Origin of the sequence: Brumicola blandensis (genome assembly GCF_031846165.1) — a bacterium.
In the GTDB taxonomy this organism is placed as follows: domain Bacteria; phylum Pseudomonadota; class Gammaproteobacteria; order Enterobacterales; family Alteromonadaceae; genus Glaciecola; species Glaciecola blandensis.
Window position 1 is genome coordinate 150,627 of the sequence record NZ_JAVRIE010000007.1, and the last position, 18,868, is coordinate 169,494.

An 18,868-nucleotide genomic window follows, 5' to 3' on the forward strand; every position below is an offset into this window, starting at 1 on the left:
TTCAACCGACCGAGGCACTCATTGGGAACAGATCTCCGATACCATATGAGAGCGGCTATAGTTTTTAGCTTGGTTAATTGCGTTCAAGTGGAATAGTTTTTATTGAGCCACTTTCTTATGTCGTCAAGTGGTAGCGGTCTACAAGTCAAAAAGCCTTGATAAGTATCACAATTGTATTCTTTCAAATATTCTCTAGTTTCCTCATCCTCGACCCCTTCTGCAACAATTGCATAACCGAGTGCTTGTGCCATATTGATAGAAGCTTTCACAATAATGGCTGCGCTGTCAGAAGACCGAATTTCTCCGATTAGTGAGCGATCTAGTTTAACTTCTTTCGCCGGTAGTCTCTGCAGATATGACAATGAAGAATAGCCTGTACCAAAGTCATCTACGGAAATATTTACTCCCATTTCCGCTAAAGCGGTCAAGCTAGCTATACTTACTTTTGGATCTTCCATAGCCGCGGTTTCAGTCAGTTCGAGGTAAATGGATTCAGCGGCTACCGAGTGTCTGTTGAGTATTTTTTTAACGTCTTCAACGAAACTCATTTTTGATATATCTCTTGCCGAGACATTGATTGACACTGTACCAGAGTATGCTGCTTGTTTAATCGAGTTCATATCGACAATCGCCCTATCAATTGCCCACAAGGTTAACTGATTGATGAGTCCAGATTCCTCTGCCAGTGGAATAAACTCATCAGGAGGAATAAGCCCTCTAGTAGGATGAATCCAGCGAACCAGTGCTTCCATACCAACGACCTGATTGCTGTTCACATTTAGCTTTGGTTGGTAATACAGTACCAGTTGTTCTTGATCTAGCGCTTCTCTAAGGTGAGTCAGTAATGTGAGACGATCCTCATCATAAATGTCTAGCTCTTCATGAAAAACGCCCATCATCTCTTTTGAATTTGGCGCTTCCCCCAAAGCAATAAGAGCATTTCTGATCAGTTGAGCAGGATTGTCACCATGTTGCGGGTAGAGAGCACTTCCGTAGATAGGTGCTAAATCGATAAGTAAGCCTTGTACCTCTATCGGTTCTGCTGTTCGACGTAGTACCTCATAGAAGGCCTTGGGATTTTTTTCGAAAGCATCTTGGTACATTAACGAACCAAATAGGTCACGAGAAAGTTGGTAAACACACTCTTTTTGGCCTTTGTCATTAATAAAAGACACCACTCCTTCCAATTCAGCATGTTGTGTATTTAGTGACTCAGCGATGCTACAAATAATGCGCTCTGTACTAGATAAGCCCAGGGTTCTTGTAATGTCATCCAAACGAGTGATTTGTGCTACCGCGAGTATGTAACGCTCATCGGGATTGGCATCAATGCTTTTTTGGACCAACCATTCAAAGCGATTACGATTGGAAAGCTTACTTATGGGATCTTTAGATAAGGTTTCAGTCAGCAAGGTTTGTGCAATATTACGCTGCTTTTCTTGCTCTATACTTTCAGCCTGTGCTTTAATTTTTTGTGAGCGTTCTATAAATAAGCGGCTGGCGAGAGCAAGAGTCAAGATGACCGCCTCAATAACTGAGCCTATTTGCATTGCATATTCAGTAAAGAATGTATTAGGCAGAAAGCCCGATGTACGGCCAGAGGTAGCAAAGAAACCGATGGTCAAAGAGGACCAAGCGATTGTAAAAAATATACCAGGTCCCTTTCGTACCATACTAGTGATGGGGCCCGCCAGTAAGAGCACACTAAATAAAAAGACAGCGCCGACAGCGGATACTCTTACAACGAGATCGTAAGGAGCAAAAAACGCAACTAGTAGATTAAAGATTTCAAAGACCCTCATGCTCCTCAGAGCGATATCAAGCTTAGGACTGTACTTCGCAGATTGAAGAAACTCTCTAGCAAAAAGAACTGAAAACAATGCTAATAATGGCATTGAAATTAAAAATAATCGGCTATTTAACTCAGGCCAATCACTCAGTAAAAGTTGTCGAATATGACCGCTGCTTGTAGCGAAAAAAAGTAAATAGCCGGAAATAGCAAGGGTATAATAAAAATACAACCTTTCTCTCAGCGTGACGAACACGGCAAAGTTAATCAAAATAATGAAAACCATTGCACCAAAATAAAAGAAATGAAAATTCTGAGCTGCGGCGGCAGCTTCAAAGAAGTATTGTTCCTCCCATACTTTAACAGGAATGATCAATGAGCCTTGTGTCTGAACACGCGCAAAAATTTGCAAACTCTCGCCTGGGACAAGTTGGAATTTGAAAAGATTACTTGGGTGATCAATATCTCGCGGATAGAAAGGCAGCATATCGCCAGTAGATAATTGTGCCACGAGCTTACTGTCTTTGAGAGCATAGAAATTGACGGAATCAAGCTGAGAGTAGTCTATCTCAAAAATGAAGTTTTTAACGCTTTGGGACTGATTCAACACTGAACTTCTAATCCAATAAGCGGATGAATTAAAACCGAAACTAGCTTGCTTTGATGAAGTTCCCTGCCACTCAGTATTTTCTAAGATTAGAATATCATCCAATGCCTTCGTGTTCTGAATATCTTCATAATACTCAAAGTAAACTTCAATTGGATAAACTGACGCCTCATCTACTTGGGTCGTTTTAAAATCGGCAGAAGAAGCTAGCAAGTTCAATGAGAAAAAGCATAAGAATAAAAAAAGAAATATGCGCTTACTTGTCAAAAATATCTTATTGAACATAAAACGGATTTAAACCATACACTAACCCTTTTGACAGCGTCCTTACTGAACTGGTAGCTCCTTAAAAAGAAAATACGCGTTGTTTTCTTACACTAATAATCGACGACGAATCAAGCTGACTTTGAGCAGTAAAGTGCTGTGTTGCCAAGATTTCATTCGAGTAGTAGCGCCTATTCAGGCGCTTTTCCGAGAAATTCAAAGATACGCTCTGCAATATCTGTATTGTTTAAATTGCCTTCGAAAGCGTCGGCGCCTGCGCCAAATGCATAAATCTCTACATCAACGCCAGTATGGCCTGACGTTGTCCAACCGGTATTAGTACGATTATCTAAGATTGTTTTTAATACGCCTTCACGAGCTCGTTGATCTAACGCGGAAGTTATCACACTGACCGCATTCTTTTCCTCGTCATTTAATTCAAAACCAAATTGTTCAGATACATATATTGCCATGTCTTCTTTTTCTAATATGACTTTCGCGATGGCTTCAACAGATGACTTCATGTTTTGAATGAACTCTGGACTCCAGCGGTATTCGCCTTTGGCACCAATAGTTAAACCGCCGGTGCTGTGGTCAGCGGTTAACACAACCAAGGTGTCAGGATTAGCTAATACGTACTGTTTTAGCAGCATCATCGTATGCTCTAAGTCCTGCATTTCACCCATCGCAGAAGCGATATCATTAGCGTGACCCGCCCAGTCAACTTGGCTAGCTTCTACTAGTAAAAAATAACCGTTTACATTTTCCAAGTGCGCAATCGCAGCCTCTGTCATTACCGACAAACGCTGTCTGTTGGTATCGTCCAAGGCCTTTGGCAAGCCTACATCAGCAAACAGACCTAAGGTTGGTTTGCCTTTTGGCAAAGCAAGTAAATCGGTATAGGAATCCGCATATTGATAGCCTAAGGCTTTGAATTCATCGACTAAATTGCGGTCATCACGAATGAAGTAACGCCAGCCACCGCCAAGCATCACGTCGGTAACTAGGTCATTGCCGATGCGGTCGTCGAGAAAAGAATCGGCGATTTGATCATAGTTTCGTCTCGATTCATTGTGCGCAATATAAGATGCTGGCGTTGCATGAACGATTTGTGATGTTACTGCTACGCCCGTTTTCATTCCTAGTTTTTTAGCACGATGAAGGACGGTTTCTAAAGGTTTTTTATCGAGGTCAACCGCAATTGCACCGTTGTAGGTTTTTTGCCCAGTCGACAGTGCTGTTGCACTCGCAGCGGAGTCAGTCACATAACCGGAAATCTGCGCGGGATATGTTCGAGCAGTCCCAACAAGAAACTCATCAAGAGCTGTCGGTTCTATTTCAGCAGTATCAGGGTTGTCTTTATATAAACGATATGCGGTTGTGTACGCGGGACCCATGCCATCGGCAACCACCATAATAATATTTCTCGGTGTTTGAACCTGACTTGAAGCATCAGACACACTGCTTGTAGAAGTGCATGCTGCAGAGAAAAGTGCTGCACTTAACACTATTGTTAATAAGGGAAACTTGAAACTCGTCATTATATCTCTTCAAACCTTATAAAGCTGAAGTGCTAGCTCACATAGCACCTTGATTAAAAGAAGCGTCATTCACCACTTTGCAGAGAAAAGCGCCACATCGGGCCGGTATGCCCAGAGTATTACTCAAAATTATACACATTATATGCAAGAGTAAATACAAAGATTAAGCATCTAAGCTTAATGATGGGTCTATTTTTCAAATAACTCATTTATTCAACAACTTAGAGAAAATTATCAAGCGCTTGATATTTCAATGCCAAGCCACATTCACAAAATAAATACCGAGAATCATTTTCATACTGTTTTTTTATTCACAATTGCAGCATAGGATGAATGCGTCGCTAGCAAAAATGCAAACAACCATTTTTGCCAAATAATTAGAAATGAATGACAGCGTTCGCAATAAGCAGCGAAACTAACATTAAATATCTGCTCACTCGCAACAACGCAGGTAGCACAACAAGAGGAATACAAGATGTCACAGTATCAACAAGACTTAGCAGCAATGACTGAATTGAAAAATGCACAAGGGACACCTTGGAATGCCATCAGCCCTGAATATGCGGCGCGCATGAAAGCACAAAATCGATTCAAAACGGGTTTGGACATAGCCAAATATACTGCTGGCATTATGCGCGCTGACATGGCGGAATACGATGCTGACAGCTCGAAGTACACTCAATCACTCGGTTGCTGGCACGGCTTCATCGGTCAACAAAAAATGTTGGCTGTGAAAAAGCACCAAGGCACAACGAGCAAGAGCTATTTATATTTGTCTGGCTGGATGGTTGCTGCGCTTCGTTCTGAATTCGGTCCTCTTCCAGACCAATCAATGCATGAAAAAACAACAGTACCCGCCTTGATTGAGGAACTCTATACGTTCTTAAGACAGGCTGATGCCCGAGAGCTTGGTAAGTTATTTGATGCGTTGGATGATGCTCGCGAAAAAGGACTCAATACCAAGGACATTCAATCTCAAATTGATAACTTTGAAACGCATGTTGTGCCTATCATTGCTGATATCGACGCCGGTTTCGGTAACGAAGAAGCAACCTATTTACTTGCTAAGAAAATGATTGAAGCTGGCGCATGCTGCATTCAAATTGAAAACCAAGTTTCTGACGCTAAGCAATGTGGCCACCAGGACGGAAAAGTAACTGTGCCACATGAAGATTTTCTAGCTAAAATTAATGCTGTGCGTTACGCCTTCCTTGAGCTCGGCGTAGATGACGGAGTCATTGTAGCTCGTACAGACTCATTGGGTGCAGGCCTGACACAAAAAATTCCAGTATCACAGTCTGAGGGTGATCTAGCAGATCAGTATAATGCCTTCCTTGAAACAACACCTGTTAATTCAATCGATGATTTAAGTAACGGCGATTCAGTGATGAAACTTAATGGTGAGTTGGTGAAACCAGTACGCTTACCGAACGGTTTATACAAATTTAAAGACGACACTGGCTTCGATCGTGTAGTGCTTGACTGTGTAACCTCCTTACAAAACGGTGCTGACTTGCTATGGATAGAGACCGAGAAGCCTCATGTTGGTCAAATTGGTGACATGGTTAGAGCCATTCGAGAGCAAGCGCCAAACGCTAAATTAGTCTACAACAACAGCCCTTCATTCAACTGGACCTTGAACTTCCGCCAGCAAGTATTTGATACTTGGGCTGAAGAAGGGAAAGACTTAAGTAATTACGACCGCTCAGCATTAATGTCAGCAAGCTATGACCAGTCAGAACTTGCACTTGAAGCGGATGAGAAGGTACGTACCTTCCAAGCAGATGCAGCTCGTGAAGCCGGTATTTTCCACCATTTGATTACATTACCAACCTACCACACAGCGGCATTGTCTACGGACAATCTAGCCAAAGGTTACTTTGGTGAAGAAGGAATGTTGGCATATGTTAAAGGCGTGCAACGTCAGGAGCTGCGCCAAGGCTTAGCTTGTGTTAAACACCAAGCGATGGCAGGTTCAGACTTGGGTGACACTCACAAAGAATACTTCTCCGGCGAACAAGCTTTAAAAGCTTCTGGTGAAGACAACACAATGAACCAGTTTGATGTTGTAACTTAATATCAAAAACAACAATCAAGATTATCTTGATGATCCAACTCTTGTTCAGGCGCCCTTCGGGGCGTTTTTTTCATTTCGACTTAATTCTATGATGTAAATCAAGTGATTAGCTTCTTACACTACCAAGGTATTATCAATTTTCTCCGCGCTATGGTTATATACTAGCCAAAGTAAATTGTGTTTACCTCCTCTGAGTTTTGTTAAACTCTCATGCAGTGGAGCGCAAGCGCGCTGATCACATCTCATATAGGAAATGGAAGAGTATTTTGAATATCGCAAAAGTTGATTTAAACCTATTAGTATATTTGGATGTGTTGTTACGAGAAGGCAGTGTCACGAAAGCGGCAAATCAACTGAGTATCACCCAACCAGCAATGAGTAATGGCTTAAAAAGGCTACGAGATCTTTTTAAAGATCCTCTTTTGGTGCGAACAAGTGATGGTATGACCCCAACCAAACGTGCGCTTGAATTACAGCCAGTGATCAGAGATGTTCTCAGTAAATTAGAGTCATCTATTCAACCAGAAGTTGAATTCAGTCCAGAAACTAGCGTACGTACCTTTCGCATTATGACCAGTGATTATGCCGAATCGACTTTACTGCTAGAGCTAATTGGTCGTCTAGCGACCTTGGCGCCAAATATTACCCTTGATCTCATCACGCCAAGCGACGTGACTTTCCACGATGTAGAGCAAGGTAAAGTGGATATGGCTATTAACCGCTTCGATGAGTTGCCATTGTCATTTCACCAGAAAGTTATTTGGTATGACTCATTTTCATGCGTCATCGGTAGTGACCACCCAATGAAGCACAACTTTGATTTAAACGCTTATTTGAAAGGCCAGCATATTTGGGTCAGTAAAACCGGTTTTGGTGTGGGCGTGGGCATCGACCCAAATGAGGTTCAAAAACTGGGTTGGGTTGACGCTGAATTAACTAAGATAGGTAAACAACGAGATATTCGAGTATTTACTCGCCACTACCATGCTGCGTTACAGTTAGCTAAAACGCAAAATTTGATAGCAACACTCCCCAGTAAAGCAGCAAAAATATTTAAAGACGACCCTACTATTACGGTTGTGGAGCCTCCTTTTGATATTCCACCTATTGCATTAAAAATGGCCTGGAGTGCACTCCTGCACCATGATGCTGGGCATATTTGGTTACGCCGTCTTATCACCGATGTCGCCAATGGAATGAATAATGAAGTTGAGCCAACATAAGCAACATTCATCATATTTATAGCAAACATATATTACATAAACTAAAAGTTACTCTTTTCTTTCCTTACACTGGTAAAAAGAAAGGAGAACGACGCCGTCGACATCATCTCCAGCCACCCAACTAAAGAAGGCTGTCACAATGACTTTATCAACTAAAGAAGCAACGCAACTCAATGACTATGTGACAAAAGGGCAATTATCCATCGCCAGGGTGCTGCTTGACTTCGTGGAAAGTAGCGCACTGCCAAACTCACAAACATCGTCCGAAGCATTCTGGAATGGCTTTGAGTCTGTTTTAGGCGATCTCATGCCATTGAATAAGGCTTTGCTCGCTGAAAGAGAGGAACTTCAACGACAAATTGATAAGTTTCATACCAGCAACAGCGATGCTAGTCCCACAGAATATAAAGCATTTCTAACAGAAATCGGTTATTTGAAAGCAGCGCCGAAAGCAGAGGCAATAAAAACAGGTAATGTGGACCCTGAAATTGCAACAATGGCAGGTCCACAGCTGGTTGTACCGATAAACAACGCGCGTTATGCCCTGAACGCTGTGAATTCGCGTTGGGGAAGTTTATACGATGCACTCTATGGTACAGATGTAATTAGTAACGACGACGGTGCTGAAGCAGGGAAAACTTACAATCCCGTGCGCGGATCAAAAGTTATCCAAAAAGCACGTGAATATTTAGACACGATCTTGCCTCTAAAAGTCGGCTCACATAGTGGTTCTACACAGTATTCTTTCAGTGATGATGCCCTGTGCGTCACCTTAGCCAGCGGCGAACAGAGCCAACTAGCTGAGCCTGAGCAACTCATTGGGTTCACTGGCAGTAAATTAAACCCAGACAGCATCTTAGTTTGCCACAATGGTTTACATGCTGAATTACAATTTGATAACCAGCATCCAATTGGTAAAACAGATCCTAGCGGCCTAAAAGACGTGCTATTAGAGTCTGCGTTAACCACCATAATGGATTGCGAGGATAGCGTTGCGGCAGTAGATGCTGAAGATAAAACCTTGGTATATCAGAATTGGCTGGGATTAATGCAAGGAAACCTCAGCGTTGATGTTAATAAAGGTGAGCAAACATTCACACGTAAGATGAATAACAATCGCACCTATCGCTCACTCAACAATGAAAAAGTCACATTGTCTGGTCGCAGCTTAATGTTCGTTAGAAACGTAGGGCACTTAATGACTAACGATGCGATTTTGTTCAATGGTGAGGAAATCCCTGAAGGCATCATGGACGCAATGATTACCTGCTTAGTCGCGAAGCATGACATTCTAGGAAATAGTCCATTCAAAAATTCACAACATGGCAGCATATATATTGTAAAACCGAAAATGCACGGTGCCGATGAAGTGGCGTTTACTAACACTTTGTTTGGTCGCGTAGAGCAAGTGCTAAACCTCCCGAAAAATACGATTAAAATGGGGATCATGGACGAAGAGCGTCGAACAAGTTTGAATTTAGCTGCCTGTATTCATGCCGCAAACGAACGTGTTGTGTTCATTAATACTGGTTTTTTAGACCGCACTGGCGACGAAATTCACACATCCATGCTGAAAGGTTGTTTTGCGCCGAAAGCAGAGCTTAAAGCTCGTCCATGGATTGCCGCATATGAGTTAGCCAACGTAGCTACAGGGTTAAATTTTGGACTATCAGGAAGAGCACAGATTGGTAAAGGCATGTGGCCGATTCCAGATCAAATGGCAAATATGATGGAAGCAAAAACTGTCCACCCTGAAGCCGGAGCAAATACGGCATGGGTACCTTCGCCCACCGCAGCAACGTTGCATGCACTGCACTATCATCAAATTAATGTATTTGAAGTTCAGAAAGGTATTCAATCAGATACGAAAAACACGCATTTGGAGTACATTGATACCATACTCGATATTCCTTTAATGGCAACAGATGCACAATTAAGTTCACAACAAGTCACACGTGAACTCGACAACAATGTACAGGGTATTTTGGGATACGTTGTACGTTGGGTCCATCAAGGTATCGGTTGCTCAAAAGTTCCTGACATTAACAATGTGGGCTTAATGGAAGATCGCGCCACTTTACGCATTAGCAGTCAGCATATTGCGAATTGGTTACACCATGGGATCGTAACTACTGAGCAAGTGAATGAGTCACTCGAAAGAATGGCGGTTTTGGTAGATGAGCAAAACCAAAATGACGCTGAATACATTCCCATGATGCCAGATTTAGGTAAGTCTATTGGATTCCAAGCCGCAAAAGATTTGATATTTTTAGGTAAAGAGCAACCTTCAGGCTATACCGAACCGCTATTGCATCAGCGTCGTAAAGAAATGAAAGGTAGCCTTAAAGCGCATTAACCGCCGGTCATCCCCGCATTAATCCCTGGTCATCCCCGCGCAGGCGGGGACCTAGATTCCTGCCTAACTACCCGTCATCACCGCATTAACCGCCGGTCTTCCCCGCGAAGGCGGGGACCTAGATTCCTGCCTTCGCAGGAATGACGTAGCTTTAGGAGTGACTTAGTTTTAGGTGGACGTAGTTTTAGGTGGACGTAGTTTTAGGTGGACGTAGTTTTAGGTGGACGTAGCTTTAGGAGTGACGTAGTTTTAGGTGGACGTAGTTTAAGGAATGACGCAGTTTTAGGAATGGCGCAGTTTTAGGAATGACATAGTTATAGGAATGGCAGGATCTGTTATAAGACACACCTTTTTCTTATATTTAAATCGAAGTTTTCTTTAGAATTCTCGCTTTGAGCTGTTGACCCCGTTGCTTTGGCGAAGTACAGTGACGATATCGAAATAAAAACTACCAAAAAGGCGCAGATATGAAAATTTTATCATCAAAAAATGCATTTTCACTCATTTCTATTCTGCTGCTATCACTACTGGCGAAGATAGTGCACGGGTAAATAAGTTTAAGAAATTAAAAAAACCCGTGCAAAGCACGGGTTTTTTGTATCTCTAAAGAAAACATCGGCAAGTAACGCCAAATGAAAGGGCAAGAATAATGAGCAGTGTTAACAAGCAAGTCAAAATCTTTGACACAACATTACGCGATGGTGAGCAAGCATTACCAGCAAGCCTTAATAAAAGAGATAAACTACAGATTGCGCTGATGCTCGAAAAACTTGGGGTGGATATTATAGAGGCAGGCTTTCCTGTCTCTTCTCCTGGTGATTTCGAATCTGTTCGTATGATTGCTAAAGAAGTAAAAAATGCAACAGTTTGTGGCTTATCGCGAGCACTTGAAAAAGATATCGACGCTTGCGGCCAAGCACTGAATATAGCTGACCAGTTTCGTATTCACACCTTTATTGCTACCTCCGACATTCATGTAGATACCAAACTACGCAAGTCACAAGATGAAGTTGTTGAAATGGCTGTAAAAGCAATAAAACATGCTAGAAGCTACACTGATGATGTCGAGTTCAGCTGTGAGGATGCTGGGCGAACTCATATCGATTATCTTTGCCGTATGGTAGAAGCTGCAATTGCTGCAGGTGCTACCACGGTAAATATCCCAGACACGGTCGGGTACACCACGCCTAGTGAGTTCGGTGGCATTATCCACAACTTATTTAACCGTGTACCCAATATCGACAAAGCTATCATATCAGTACATTGCCACAATGACCTTGGCCTTGCTGTTGCTAACTCTTTAGCTGCCGTAGAGCAAGGCGCCCGTCAAGTAGAATGCACCGTCAATGGTATCGGTGAACGCGCTGGCAACTGTTCCCTTGAAGAAATTGCTATGATCTTACAAACACGCTACGCGATGCTAGGCCTTGAAACCAACATACAGTCACAGGAAATATCAAAGGCGTCAAAGCTTGTAAGCAACCTTTGCAACATGCCTGTACAATCTAATAAAGCGATTGTTGGGGCTAATGCCTTTTCTCATTCCTCTGGTATTCACCAAGATGGTGTGTTGAAAGGACAGAATACTTACGAAATAATGACTCCTGAAAGCGTTGGTATAAACAAGAACAATTTAAACCTGACCTCTCGCTCAGGTCGACATGTCATAAAGCATCGTCTAGGCGAACTCGGTTATCAAGCAGATGAATATGACTTAGACGCTATTTACGATGCATTTTTGCGCCTTGCAGACAAAAAAGGGCAAGTGTTTGACTACGATCTTGAAGCTCTTCTATTTTTCGACCAGCAGAAACATGACCACGCTCACTATCAATTGGAATATTTACAAGCAAACTCGGGAAGAAACATTATTCCTAGCGCGACAGTGAAGTTGTCAGTAGGCGACCAAAGTATTACTGAATCTGCTACAGGAAACGGTCCTGTTGATGCTGCTTATAATGCTATTATGCGCGTAGTAAAAGATAGAATAATTAACATCGTCGATTTCAAACTTGATTCGAAAGGTGAAGGTGCCGATGCCCTGGCCCAAGTAAGTGTGGTCGCGGAGTATAATGGCCGTCGTTTTAATGGTATTGGACTTGCAACTGATATTGTTGAATCTGGAGTTAGAGCCCTAATTTTTGTGCTTAACAACACCCACCTTGCCGATCAAATTGACGAACAAAAACAACAAATATCAGGAGTTTAGAATGGCCAAATACCAAATTGCAGTGTTACCCGGGGACGGTATTGGCCCAGAAGTAATGGATCAAGCAAATAGAGTGCTCGATGCAGTCTGTAGTAAATTTGATATTCAATTAGAACGCACCGTCTACCCTGTCGGCGGTTACGCTATTGATCATCATGGAGAGGCATTACCGGAATCTACCTTAAAAGGTTGTGAGCAAGCTGATGCTATCTTATTCGGCTCTATCGGGGGGCCTAAGTGGGATTCATTACCACTCGACAAGCGTCCAGAACGAGCAGCTCTGTTAACGCTTAGGAGCCATTTCGACCTATTCAGTAATTTAAGACCCGCTAAAATCTACGAGGGTTTAGCTCACTTGTCGCCATTGCGCGTAGACATTGCACAATCTGGCGTTGACGTATTGGTTGTTAGAGAATTAACCTCCGGTATTTACTTTGGACAACCCAAAGGCTTAGAGGGTGAAGGCGAAGAGCAATATGCTTTTGATACCATGCGTTATTCAAAACGTGAAATTCGCCGTATCGCTATTAGTGCCTTTGACGCCGCGATGAAGCGCGGTAAAAAAGTCACTTCAGTTGATAAAGCTAATGTTTTGGTTTGCAGTCGACTGTGGCGCGAAGTTGTTGAGGAGGTTGCTAAAGACTATACAGAGGTCACTTTAGAGCATATATACATCGACAATGCCACCATGCAATTACTGTGCGACCCCGCTCAATTCGATGTGATGCTTTGTTCTAACCTATTTGGTGACATTATTAGTGACGAATGCGCTATGCTGACTGGATCAATGGGACTGCTTCCGTCAGCCAGTATCAACGGTGACGGTTTTGGCATGTATGAACCCGCAGGCGGTTCAGCGCCAGACATTGCAGGGAAAGGTATAGCCAATCCTATTGCTCAAATTTTAAGTGCTTCCATGATGTTACGCTATAGCTTAGGAGAAGAGGCTGCAGCCGATGCTATTGATGCAGCTGTGATGAAAACTCTCAGCGACGGTGTGCTAACTGGCGAACTGATGCCAAAAGAGCAACGCGATAAAGCTTGCACAACTGAGCAAGTTGGCACTTACCTTATTCAACAAATTTCTTAAGAGGGGACTTATTATCATGGCTCAAACCCTTTATGACAAAATAGTGAATGATCATGTTGTTGAACAGCTTGGTGAAGATACTTTGTTGTATATCGACCGACACCTAATTCACGAAGTGACTTCGCCACAGGCTTTTGCTGGCCTAAACGAAAAAGACCGTAAAGTGCGTCGTCCAGACCTTACTTTCGGTACTATGGATCACAGTATTTCTACGCGCTCACTCGCCCTAGACGCGTGTGGTCCACAAAACAAACTTCAATTACAAACATTAGCTATCAATTGCGAACAACACAATATACAACTCTATCCTGTGGGTCATAAGAATCAAGGGATAGTGCATGTCATTGGGCCGCAACTCGGTTTGATACAACCAGGGATGACTGTTGTTTGCGGAGACAGCCATACTGCAACTCATGGTGCGTTTGGCGCCTTAGCTTTTGGTATTGGTACATCTCAAGTTGAGCATGTTCTTGCCACACAAACTCTCAAGCAAAGTAAAGCAAGGAGCATGAAAGTGGATGTCGTTGGCAAACTTCCTCTTGGTGTCACAGCTAAAGATATTATTCTTGCGATTATTGGCGAAATTGGCCATGCAGGGGCAACGGGACATGTCATCGAATATACAGGTCAAGCGATCAGTGACTTATCGATGGAAGAAAGAATGACTATCTGTAACATGAGCATTGAAGCGGGCGCAAAAGCCGGTTTGATTGCTCCAGATGAGAAAACGATTGCTTATTTGAAAGGCAAAGAGTTCGCACCGAAGGGGGAGCTATTTGACGCAGCTGTTGATTACTGGAATACCTTGTATTCTGACGACGGCGCTATTTTCGATACGGTAGTCACTTTACAAGCAAAAGACATTCAACCACAAATCACTTGGGGAACTAATCCAGGGCAAGTTGTTGGTGTCAATCAAGCCATTCCATCACCGGATGATTTTAGCGACCCGATTGAAAAAGAATCAGCTATTAAAGCACTCAAATATATGGGGCTTGCACCAGGTCAAACATGGGATCAAGTGGCAGTATCACATGTATTCATTGGCTCTTGTACTAACAGCCGCATAGAAGACTTAAGGGCAGCAGCAAAGCTCGCAGCTAAAGGCAAAGTCAAAAGCGATATTACTGCCATTGTGGTGCCTGGTTCAGTAGAAGTTAAAAAACAGGCGGAAGAGGAAGCCTTAGATAAAATATTCATTGATGCTGGTTTCGAGTGGCGTCTACCTGGTTGTTCCATGTGTTTGGGCATGAACGACGACATTCTGCAGCCAGGCGATCGTTGCGCATCGACCAGTAATCGCAACTTTGAAGGGCGACAAGGTCGCGGTGCAAGAACGCACTTGGTCAGTCCAGAAATGGCAGTCACTGCTGCAATCACTGGTTGTTTCGCTGATGCGCGACAATTTGAAGGATAACTTGGGAGGCTTCGGAGAAATACTATGACAGGATTAACAACATTGAGCGGCACTGCTGCTCCACTTGACCAAGCCAATATTGACACAGACCAAATAATTCCAAAGCAGTTTTTAACTGGCGTGACTCGTGCCGGCTATGGCAAACACTTGTTTCATGATTGGCGTTATTTAGATTTACACGAACAAGACCCCAACCCTGAGTTCGCCTTAAATAAAGCTGAGTATCAAGGTGCAAGTGTGCTTCTTTCACGAGAAAATTTCGGTTGTGGTTCAAGCCGTGAACACGCTCCCTGGGCACTCGCTGACTTTGGCTTTAAATGTATTATAGCGACCAGCTTCGCAGATATTTTTTATGGAAACTGCATAAATAACCAATTGCTGCCGATAACGTTATCAAGTGAACAAATGGATAGCTTGTTTAATCTGGTTCACGAAGACGCTACTATTGAGTTTCATATTGATTTGCCGGCACAAAAAGTTATGGCTGGTAGTGAGGAGTTCCACTTTGATATTGCTGAGCACCATAAACAAAACATGATCAAAGGCTTAGATGCAATTGGTCAAACTTTGGAGTTTGACGCCTCGATAAAGGCTTTTGAAAACAAAAGAAGCGCTTGGTTATAAAACATTATTTATACTCATATATAAATGTGAATACCTTAAATTATCTGCATGTTTTGCGATAGTTCAGTCATATGATGTGTATACTACGGACTAATTTTTTGGATTACTTTACTATTTGTCACCATTGTCGAGCTAACTAGTATTTTATGATTAAGTCTATCCCCATTACTGAACTTACCATTGGCATGTACGTCGAAAACGTCGTCAAGCAAAAAGGTAACGTTCGGATAAAAAGCAGAGGCCTGATAAAGACTCAGGCCATTGTTGATGCCCTCACCAAAAAAGGGATATTAGAGCTCGAAATAAACATAGATAAGTCAAAAATAGAAATCCCTATAGCGTCAGAGGAAAAGGTTCCAGAACCTGCGCCTCAAATTCAGCCCTCATCTAACGTAATTGAGGATGCTGCGCACAGTGAAAACATTAATGCGCCCGCTGATATCTCAAATGACAACCCCACACTAGTACATGACAACGAAGCACATATAACAGAAAAAGCCATCGCTGCAGAGGCTCATCAAGCTGCCTTGGCTAAAGCAGACAAGCTATATGGCCAGGCAAAGAACGTTCAACAAGAATTTGTAAATAAACTTCGCAGCGGGGCAGCGCCAAATGTGCAGGAACTCAATAATCTGTCCCAAGATATTATTGATTCGGTGTTCGATAATGTAGACGCCCTATCCTGCTTAATTATGCTGAAAGATTCTGATGACTATCTGGTTGAACATGCAATTAATTGTTCAATTCTGTTAGCTGTTTTTGCAAAGTACAAAGGTTTGTCACAGGCCGAAGTTGAAGACCTTACCATGGCTGGTTTATTGATGGACATTGGTATGGCAACCCTGCCCCGTGAATTACTGGGCAAAACAGACGACTTCAGTGAAGCAGATTGGACCGTAATCCGCAGTCATGTAGATATTGGCATCGAACTCGTGGAGCGTTTAGATGACGTCGCTCCGATCGTCCTAGACGTAATTGCTAATCATCATGAGCGTGTCAACGGCAGTGGTTACCCGAAAGCGAAAACAGCCTCCGATATCAGTTTATATGCCCAAATGGCGTCTATTGTAGATAGTTATGATGCAATGATCTCAAATCGAGGTTACAAGCGCTCTGATAATGCATCCATTGCCTTACTGAAGCTTGAAAAAGATGAAACACTTGACCGCGACTTGGTCATGGAATTTATCAATGCGATTGGCCTACACCCCGTTGGTTCACTCGTTCAACTTGAAAGTCAGAAGCTAGCCATTGTTAGTCAACGACAGGTCGCGCATCCACTTGAACCTGTAGTAATGGTATTCTATAGCTTACAAACGCAATTACATACAGAAATCGTGCGCTTAGATTTGAGTAGAGCGGACGATGCCATCGTTGCAGGAGTGAGGCCCGAAGAATTCAGTATGAAGCTAAGTAAATTCTTTAAAAAAGCGTTTATGCCAGAAGCTTCGTAATTCCTGATTTAACTACCGTTCGTTTTACCAATCAGTCATTGCATTCATCGTAAACACCTCATCCTTGAATGACAAGATAACTGTTTGTGGTTCAATGTTGATTATCTGCAATTCTTCTGCGATAAAGTCGCCTTCAACAAGCTTACGACCATTGACTCTTACCCAACGGTTTACTCTTTGTGAAGAATAAAAGTGCGCACTAAATTGCATCGAAGGTATTTCTGTTTGCATTGCAATGGATAATTGGTCAATGCGAGGAAGATCGGAATAATCCGGCAACTCACTGCTCACATCGTTATCGTCAGGCGCTTTGTCTATTTCCACAATAGCTGAGTTTACCCTCTTCAATAAATCAGAGGATACTTCAACAGGTCTGTCGGCACTTGGTTGAGCTAGTATCTCACCTGCATCACTGGAGGCTAGGTCTTGTAAGTCATTACTGTCTAAATCTTGTTCCGGACGATAGCCAAGTATCATTGGCGGAGGCTCTTCAGCCATGGCTGCGCTAGCAAGCTCATCAGCATTATCTTGCATGTTTGCTTTGTTTGCAGCTGTTTGAACATCACTTGGCTCAATGTCGGATTGCGCCTTGCCCTTGGATTCTCGTTCTTTAGCCGCAATAGGTGTAAAGGGTATATTTGGTACATCCACCCGAACATAGTCTTTCGTTTGCGCAAGCGAGATCCATTGCCCGATATGCGCAATATTCCAGCCTAAACAAATTCCACCAACAATTAGCAACATGAGAATCGAAACATTCTTACCATATAAACGCCACGGGCTCGGCAATGTTTCGACCGATGGCATGAACAATGAGCGATGATAATGCTGACTTGAATCTGGATTGGCTTGAGCTGTTTGTCGTTCATCTCGCAGTAATTGTTGCGTCGGCGTAATTGTCGGCTTTTCGTCTTCTGCAATGTCAGGATTATCTATACCGATACTTTGCTCTAAGTCGACTTCAAGCTCAGAGACCCCCATTTCTTTAAGCCCTTTAATCATTTCAGGGGAACGGATCATACCCACTTTTCGAATTTTCACTGGGCCATTTTGCGTGACAACCTTGCTTACCATCATTCCTGGCTGCAATTCTGAAATGGAATACACCTTATGCATAAAGACCTCCCACCACAGCACCTAAGACAATAGAGGCGACAAAACCTGTGACGAAGATGCGCTTCCACATTTCTTTCTGGCCTTGTTCTACAATATCTTCACCCAATACTTGATGACTTGCCGCGATCACTAACTGATGATTAATAATGGGTTTCTGTAGTGTGTAAGCCAGACTCATAGCCCTATCGCACAATAAGTTGATTACACGAGGGATGCCACCGCTAATAGCAAACAGGGTATTTAAGGAAGTCGATGTGAAAATACTTGGGTTGCCATTGGCCACTTGCAACCTGTGAGCTACATATAGTGCGACCTCAGCCTTTGTTAGTGGCAATAGGTGATAACGAGCGGTGACACGCTGTGCCAATTGACGCAATTCATTTCTTCGTAAGAGTTGCTGTAATTCTGGTTGGCCTATAAGTACCACTTTGAGGAGCTTTTCACGAGTCGTTTCAAGATTAGTCAACAAACGTAATTGCTCTAATACTTCCGGCATTAAATGCTGAGCTTCATCAATGATCAGAACCGTATTCACGCCTTTGTTATGATTATCAGCTAATTTTTGCAGTATTTTATCAGTGAACGTCTTCAAACTTGTCGTTTGTTCAGTATAGCTTATACCAAGTTCGTCGCAGACTGTGGCCAACAGCTCCAAAGCGGACAATGTTGGGTTAAGAATGACCGCCGTTTGCGTATCATCAGATAGATCTTGTAATAGCTTTCGAGACACCGTCGTTTTACCGGTACCAACTTCCCCAGTCAGCATCACAAAACCACCCGACTCTTTCAAGCCGAACGTCAGGTGTGCGAGAGCCTCCCGATGCCTCGGGCTCATAAATAAATATTTGGGATTTGGAGCAATTGAAAAAGGGTTGTCCGATAACCCGAAGTAGCTTAAATACACGTTTTCTGCGCTTTGATAATTATCCTGCAGATAAACTAACGAGCTTTGGTTTTTAAGTCAACGACTAGGCGCATATTGTGTCTCCATTTACATCCTCAAATTCACAAATAATGACACTTGAGAGGAATTTATAAACAAACATACTCCAAAGCACGCATTTAAGGTAGAATGCGCCCAATTAACACCATATTTAAGTT

12 protein-coding genes are annotated in these 18,868 nt (G+C 42.8%); 8 read left to right on the plus strand and 4 right to left on the minus strand.

The genetic code is table 11. The features are described from left to right. Positions 1-83 precede the first annotated feature (83 nt). Positions 84-2,615: an EAL domain-containing protein gene (locus RM544_RS15875; protein WP_311362795.1), complete on the minus strand. Its 2,532-nt coding sequence runs from the start codon at positions 2,613-2,615 to the stop codon at positions 84-86. Between the two features lie 236 nt (positions 2,616-2,851). Continuing rightward, positions 2,852-4,201 (minus strand): alkaline phosphatase, encoded by a 1,350-nt coding sequence (locus RM544_RS15880; RefSeq protein ID WP_311362796.1) that lies wholly within the window; start codon positions 4,199-4,201, stop codon positions 2,852-2,854. A 475-nt stretch (positions 4,202-4,676) separates the two neighbouring features. Between RM544_RS15880 and RM544_RS15885 the strand changes: the two genes are divergently transcribed. The 8 genes from RM544_RS15885 (at position 4,677) to RM544_RS15920 (ending at position 16,651) form a co-directional block, all read left to right on the plus strand. Next, positions 4,677-6,278, plus strand: coding sequence for an isocitrate lyase (locus RM544_RS15885; RefSeq protein WP_311362797.1), 1,602 nt, complete (start codon positions 4,677-4,679; stop codon positions 6,276-6,278). Between the two features lie 266 nt (positions 6,279-6,544). Continuing rightward, the gene (locus tag RM544_RS15890) at positions 6,545-7,501 is read left to right on the plus strand and encodes a LysR family transcriptional regulator (RefSeq protein ID WP_311362798.1); all 957 of its coding nucleotides are present in this window, start codon (positions 6,545-6,547) and stop codon (positions 7,499-7,501) included. 139 nt (positions 7,502-7,640) lie between these two features. After that, positions 7,641-9,857, plus strand: a complete 2,217-nt coding sequence (locus tag RM544_RS15895) for a malate synthase G (RefSeq protein ID WP_311362799.1) — start codon at positions 7,641-7,643, stop codon at positions 9,855-9,857. Positions 9,858-10,506: 649 nt separating this feature from the next. Further along, entirely contained in the window at positions 10,507-12,066 is a 1,560-nt protein-coding gene (leuA, locus tag RM544_RS15900; RefSeq protein ID WP_311362800.1) for a 2-isopropylmalate synthase, read from the plus strand. A gap of 1 nt (position 12,067) precedes the next feature. After that, entirely contained in the window at positions 12,068-13,156 is a 1,089-nt protein-coding gene (leuB, locus tag RM544_RS15905) for a 3-isopropylmalate dehydrogenase (RefSeq protein WP_311362801.1), read from the plus strand. Positions 13,157-13,172: 16 nt separating this feature from the next. Next, positions 13,173-14,573 carry a 3-isopropylmalate dehydratase large subunit gene (leuC, locus tag RM544_RS15910; RefSeq protein WP_311362802.1) on the plus strand — a complete coding sequence of 467 codons (1,401 nt, stop codon included), beginning with the start codon at positions 13,173-13,175 and terminating at the stop codon, positions 14,571-14,573. 24 nt (positions 14,574-14,597) lie between these two features. Beyond that, positions 14,598-15,197: a 3-isopropylmalate dehydratase small subunit gene (gene leuD / locus RM544_RS15915; protein WP_311362803.1), complete on the plus strand. Its 600-nt coding sequence runs from the start codon at positions 14,598-14,600 to the stop codon at positions 15,195-15,197. A 146-nt stretch (positions 15,198-15,343) separates the two neighbouring features. Continuing rightward, entirely contained in the window at positions 15,344-16,651 is a 1,308-nt protein-coding gene (locus tag RM544_RS15920; protein WP_311362804.1) for an HD-GYP domain-containing protein, read from the plus strand. Positions 16,652-16,675: 24 nt separating this feature from the next. Here the strand turns inward: RM544_RS15920 and RM544_RS15925 are convergent, their stop codons facing one another. Beyond that, complete coding sequence (locus RM544_RS15925) at positions 16,676-17,767, minus strand: general secretion pathway protein GspB (RefSeq protein ID WP_311362805.1); 1,092 nt, start codon at positions 17,765-17,767, stop codon at positions 16,676-16,678. Further along, on the minus strand, positions 17,760-18,671 hold the full coding sequence (locus RM544_RS15930) for an ExeA family protein (RefSeq protein ID WP_311362806.1): 912 nt from the start codon (positions 18,669-18,671) through the stop codon (positions 17,760-17,762). Before RM544_RS15930 ends, RM544_RS15925 begins: the two co-directional genes overlap by 8 nt. Positions 18,672-18,868: the final 197 nt, after the last annotated feature.